Below are 4,213 nucleotides of genomic sequence, written 5' to 3'. Positions count from 1 at the left end.
AGCACGGCGCCGCTTGGTACATAGCCGCTGCTGTCACCCGAGGGGCGTGCGCCCGCGACGTGCGAGTTGTGACCCCAGAAGACCGCCGGTTTGCCCTTGGCCAGGGTGATCGCATTTTCCGCCATGAACACGTCGCGGCGGCTCCAGTATTCCGGCGAGGCGCGGGTCATGTCGCCGTCGCTGGTCTCCAGCTCGAAGGCTTTCAGGCCTTGCCACGCGCGCCGCGCTGTAAAGGCGGCATCGGGCAGTCCAGTGCTGTTGAGTTCGGCTTCCAGCGTCCGGCAGGCCGATTCCGCTTCGAGGCGCTGCGCGGAGGAAATCTGCTTCAGCATCAGGTCGTGGCGCGCCGCGCGGGCTTCAGGTGTGAGAATGGGCGCAAGCGAAGCGGCGAGGGCGTCAGCGGCGCCGGAGGTGACGGTTGCCAGCGCAGCGAGCGCGTCGGCCGCGTCCTCGCTGCTGGCCTGGCAGTCGACCCCGATTACCCGCACCGGGCGGTCGGCATTTACGGCGTTCCAGCCGCGCAACCAGGAGAGCAGGTCGGCCATCACTTCGGTTTTGAGGATGCGCAACACCGGCGCCTGCCGAATTGCGTCAGCAGCGAGCAGACCGGTCGGCGCAGCGGAAGCGTAAGCGTCGAGTTGCGCGGTGCCAGTGCGGTTGGCCTCCAGCAGCACGACCCGGAGGCCATGATCCTGCACCAGCGCCTGGATCAGCGCGGACTTCAGCAGCGCATCTTCGTGCGAGCCGTGGGTCGCCTCGCCAAGGCCCACGATCTTCGCGCCGGACAGGCGCTGCGCGAGGGCGCCAATGCCTGGATCTTCCGGCGTCAGGCTGATGATGGCGACCGCCTTGGCAGCAAGCAGGCCTTCGATTCTGACGGGCGCAGCGGGAGGGACGGCTTCACCCTCGCCCGGCAGGGACGTGGCGCAAGCCGACAAGATGGCCACTGAGGCAGAGGCCAGCAGGAATGTGCGGCGCGACAGCGAGACTTTGCGATGCAGCAAGATCATCCTCCCTTTCGGATGGGTTCGCGCTCCAGACTAACCCGGCCCGCCATTGCATCAAGCTCAGTCGCCTGAGGCGGGTGCCGGATCGGTAACGCTGCGGCTCGCTTCGCGCGCTTCGCCGGTCACGGCATCGGCGGCGCTGGAGAGGATCGGATAGCTCAGGCTGTCCTGGATGAAGGGCGGGACACGGTCGTCCTCGAGGCCCACCGAGAGCAGCACTGCAAAGAAAACGAGCGCCACGCCGCCCCGGATCACGCCGAAGACGAGCCCGGCGATATGGTCGAACAGGCCGATATCGCCATTGGTCATGATCGATTTCGAAAGCGATTGCCCCAGCCAGGCGACGATCACGTAGACGATCAGGAAGGCCGAGACGACGAGGATGATGTCGGGCGCCAGCGGGTGGCTACCGGCGGGCAGAAGGTCTGCAACCGTGCCATGAAGGAATTTCCGCGCGTAATAGGCCGCCGCCAGCGCGCCGATGAAGGCGCCCAGGGTCGCGAGTTCGCGCAGGAAGCCGCGCGCAAAGGCCATGATCGCGGAAATGATCAGGACGCCGAGCGCAATTGCGTCAAAAGCAGAAATGTTTTCAAGCATTTGCGGCGTCCGGCGCGAGTAGGTCCACGAGCGCGATAAGCCTCGCAATCGGGGTTACCGTCAAGCCGCCGTCTGCCGCTGGACTGCTGTCTGGACCATAGGCGCGCTGGAAACCCAGGCGGGCAGCTTCCTTCAGGCGCTGGTCCATCCGGGGCGCGGCGCGCACGGCGCCGGAGAGCGCAATCTCGCCGAAGAACACGCTGCGCGGCGGCACCCGATTGCCGGAGAGGGAGGAAAGCAGCGCGGCAGCGGCAGCAAGGTCCCCGGCCGGCTCGTTGATGCGGTAGCCGCCGGCAACCGAGAGGTAGACGTCCATGCCGGCGAAGTTCATGCCGCAGCGCGCTTCGAGCACCGCCATGATCATCGCGAGGCGGCCGGAATCGAAGCCGATTACGCTGCGCCGGGGTGTGCCGAACGGGCTCTTGGCGACAAGCGCCTGCACTTCGGCCAGAACGGGGCGCGAGCCTTCCATGGCCGCGAATACCGCCGTGCCGCCGCCAGGCTCGGCCTCGTTCGACAGGAACAGCGCGGACGGCTCCTTGGCAGGCGTCAGGCCGAGGGCGTGCATTTCGAAGATGCCGATCTCGTCCGTCGGCCCGAACCGGTTCTTCACGGCGCGCAGGATGCGGAACTGGTGGCCGCGCTCGCCCTCGAAATAGAAGACGGCGTCCACCATGTGCTCGACCACGCGGGGGCCGGCGATGGTGCCTTCCTTGGTGACGTGGCCGACGAGCACCAGCGCCGCGCCGGATTTCTTGGCCCAGCGGACCAGCTCCTGCGCGCAGGCCCGAACCTGCGCGACCGAACCCGGCGCCGCTTCCAGCGCGTCCGACCAGACCGTCTGGATCGAGTCGATGACCACGAAACCGGGATTGGACTCCTTGAGCGCGGCGAGGATACGCCGCAGGTCCGTCTCGGTCGCCAGCTGGACCGGCGAATTGGCGACCTTCAGCCGCTTCGCCCGCTCCTGGATCTGCGCGGCGGCTTCTTCGCCGGAGACATAGACCGTCTTTACACCATTGCGCGCGAGGCGGGCAGCGGCCTGCAGCAGCAGCGTCGACTTGCCGATGCCGGGATCGCCGCCGATCAGCGTGGCTGACGATGGCACGATGCCCCCGCCGAATACGCGGTCCAGTTCCTCGACACCGATCACCACCCTGGGCGGCGTTTCGACATCGGCGTTCAGCGCGATGAACTCGGTCTTGGGCCCGCGCTTGGCGGTGGGTGTCTTCTCGCCCTTCAGGGCGCCGGGCGGGGCGGAGGTAGCCTCTTCGATCAGCGTGTTCCACTCACCGCATGCCTCGCAGCGCCCGGCCCATTTAGCATGCACGGCGCCGCAGGCCTGGCAGACGAAGGCAGATGTTGAGGCTTTGGCCATGGGGCAAGGGTTATGCGGGTTCGCGGCGGGCTGGCAAGGGCAGGCGGGCAGGGCTACAGAGGACGGAATGAAACAGGTCGCGATCATAGGTGCAGGGCCGGCAGGGCTGATGGCGGCGGAAGCGGCGCTGGCGGGCGGTGCGCGCGTGGATATCTACGACGCGATGCCGAGCGCGGGGCGAAAGTTCCTGATGGCCGGCAAAAGCGGCCTAAACATTACGCACTCGGAAGACGAGGCCCTTTTCCGCACGCGCTATGACGCGCCGGACAAGCGGCTTGCCGCAATGGTGGAGGCGTTCGGTCCGGGCGAGATTGTCAAATGGATGGCGGGGCTTGGCATTGAGGCGCATATCGGCTCGTCGGGCCGGGTGTTTCCGGGCGGGCGCAAGGCCTCGCCGCTGCTGCGCCGCTGGCTGGCGCGGCTGGGCGATGCGGGCGCAGAGCTGCACACGCGCCATCGCTGGAAGGGATGGGACACAGACGGCGCACTCGTGTTCGCTTCGATGACCGGGCCTGTAACCGTAAAGCCGGATGCCACGGTGCTGGCGCTGGGCGGCGCGAGCTGGCGCCGGCTCGGTTCAGATGGCGCGTGGTCGAACATCCTTTCGGGCATGGGCGTGGCGCTGGAGCCTTTTGCGCCCTCGAACTGCGGGTTCATTGTTCACTGGTCGGACAAGATGCTCATGCAGGAGGGCGCACCGGTTAAGGGCGTCGCCCTGTCTGCTCACGGACAATCCGTGCGCGGGGATTTCGTCATCACGCGCGCCGGCCTCGAGAGCGGCGCGGTCTACCCGCTTGCCGCTGCGCTCCGCCGGGACATCGCGGCAGACGGGCGGGCCGTGTTGATGATCGACCTTCTTCCGGAGGCGGACGAAGCGGCCCTCACCGCCCGCCTCGCCGCGGCGCACCCGAAAGACTCGCTGTCAAACCGCTTGCGCAAAGCCGTGAAAGTCGACGGGGTGAAGGCGGCTCTCCTGCACGAAGTGGCGAAGGGCGCCGCCCCGCGCGACCCCGCAGACCTCGCCCGCCTCATTAAGGCTCTGGCGCTGACCCTCACCGCCGCCGCCCCGATGGACACCGCCATCTCCACCGCCGGCGGCGTCCCCTGGGACGCGCTCGACGACGGCCTGATGCTGAAAGCTTTGCCAGGCGTGCACTGCGCCGGAGAGATGATCGCGTGGGACGCGCCGACGGGAGGCTATCTGCTGACAGCATGTCTGGCGACGGGCCGG

4 protein-coding genes are annotated in these 4,213 nt (G+C 67.7%); 1 reads left to right on the top strand and 3 read right to left on the bottom strand.

Annotated features, from left to right (window positions below):
* From WEA77_RS14575 to radA, 3 genes are all read right to left on the bottom strand, one after another.
* The coding region (locus tag WEA77_RS14575) for an erythromycin esterase family protein (RefSeq protein ID WP_368068601.1) at positions 1 to 1,004 on the bottom strand (1,004 nt) is incomplete at its 3' end.
* A gap of 63 nt (positions 1,005 to 1,067) precedes the next feature.
* Positions 1,068 to 1,604, bottom strand: coding sequence for a CvpA family protein (locus tag WEA77_RS14570; RefSeq protein WP_368068600.1), 537 nt, complete (start codon positions 1,602 to 1,604; stop codon positions 1,068 to 1,070).
* Positions 1,597 to 2,982 (bottom strand): DNA repair protein RadA, encoded by a 1,386-nt coding sequence (gene radA / locus WEA77_RS14565; protein WP_368068599.1) that lies wholly within the window; start codon positions 2,980 to 2,982, stop codon positions 1,597 to 1,599. Before radA ends, WEA77_RS14570 begins: the two co-directional genes overlap by 8 nt.
* 67 nt (positions 2,983 to 3,049) lie before the next feature.
* Here radA and WEA77_RS14560 point away from each other — a divergent pair.
* On the top strand, positions 3,050 to 4,213 hold a 1,164-nt coding region (locus tag WEA77_RS14560), incomplete at its 3' end, for a TIGR03862 family flavoprotein (protein ID WP_368068598.1).

This window comes from Hyphomonas sp. (assembly GCF_040882205.1).
Taxonomy (GTDB): domain Bacteria; phylum Pseudomonadota; class Alphaproteobacteria; order Caulobacterales; family Hyphomonadaceae; genus Hyphomonas.
Note: the sequence above shows the minus strand (reverse complement) of the source record. Positions and strands in the feature narration are given on the sequence as shown.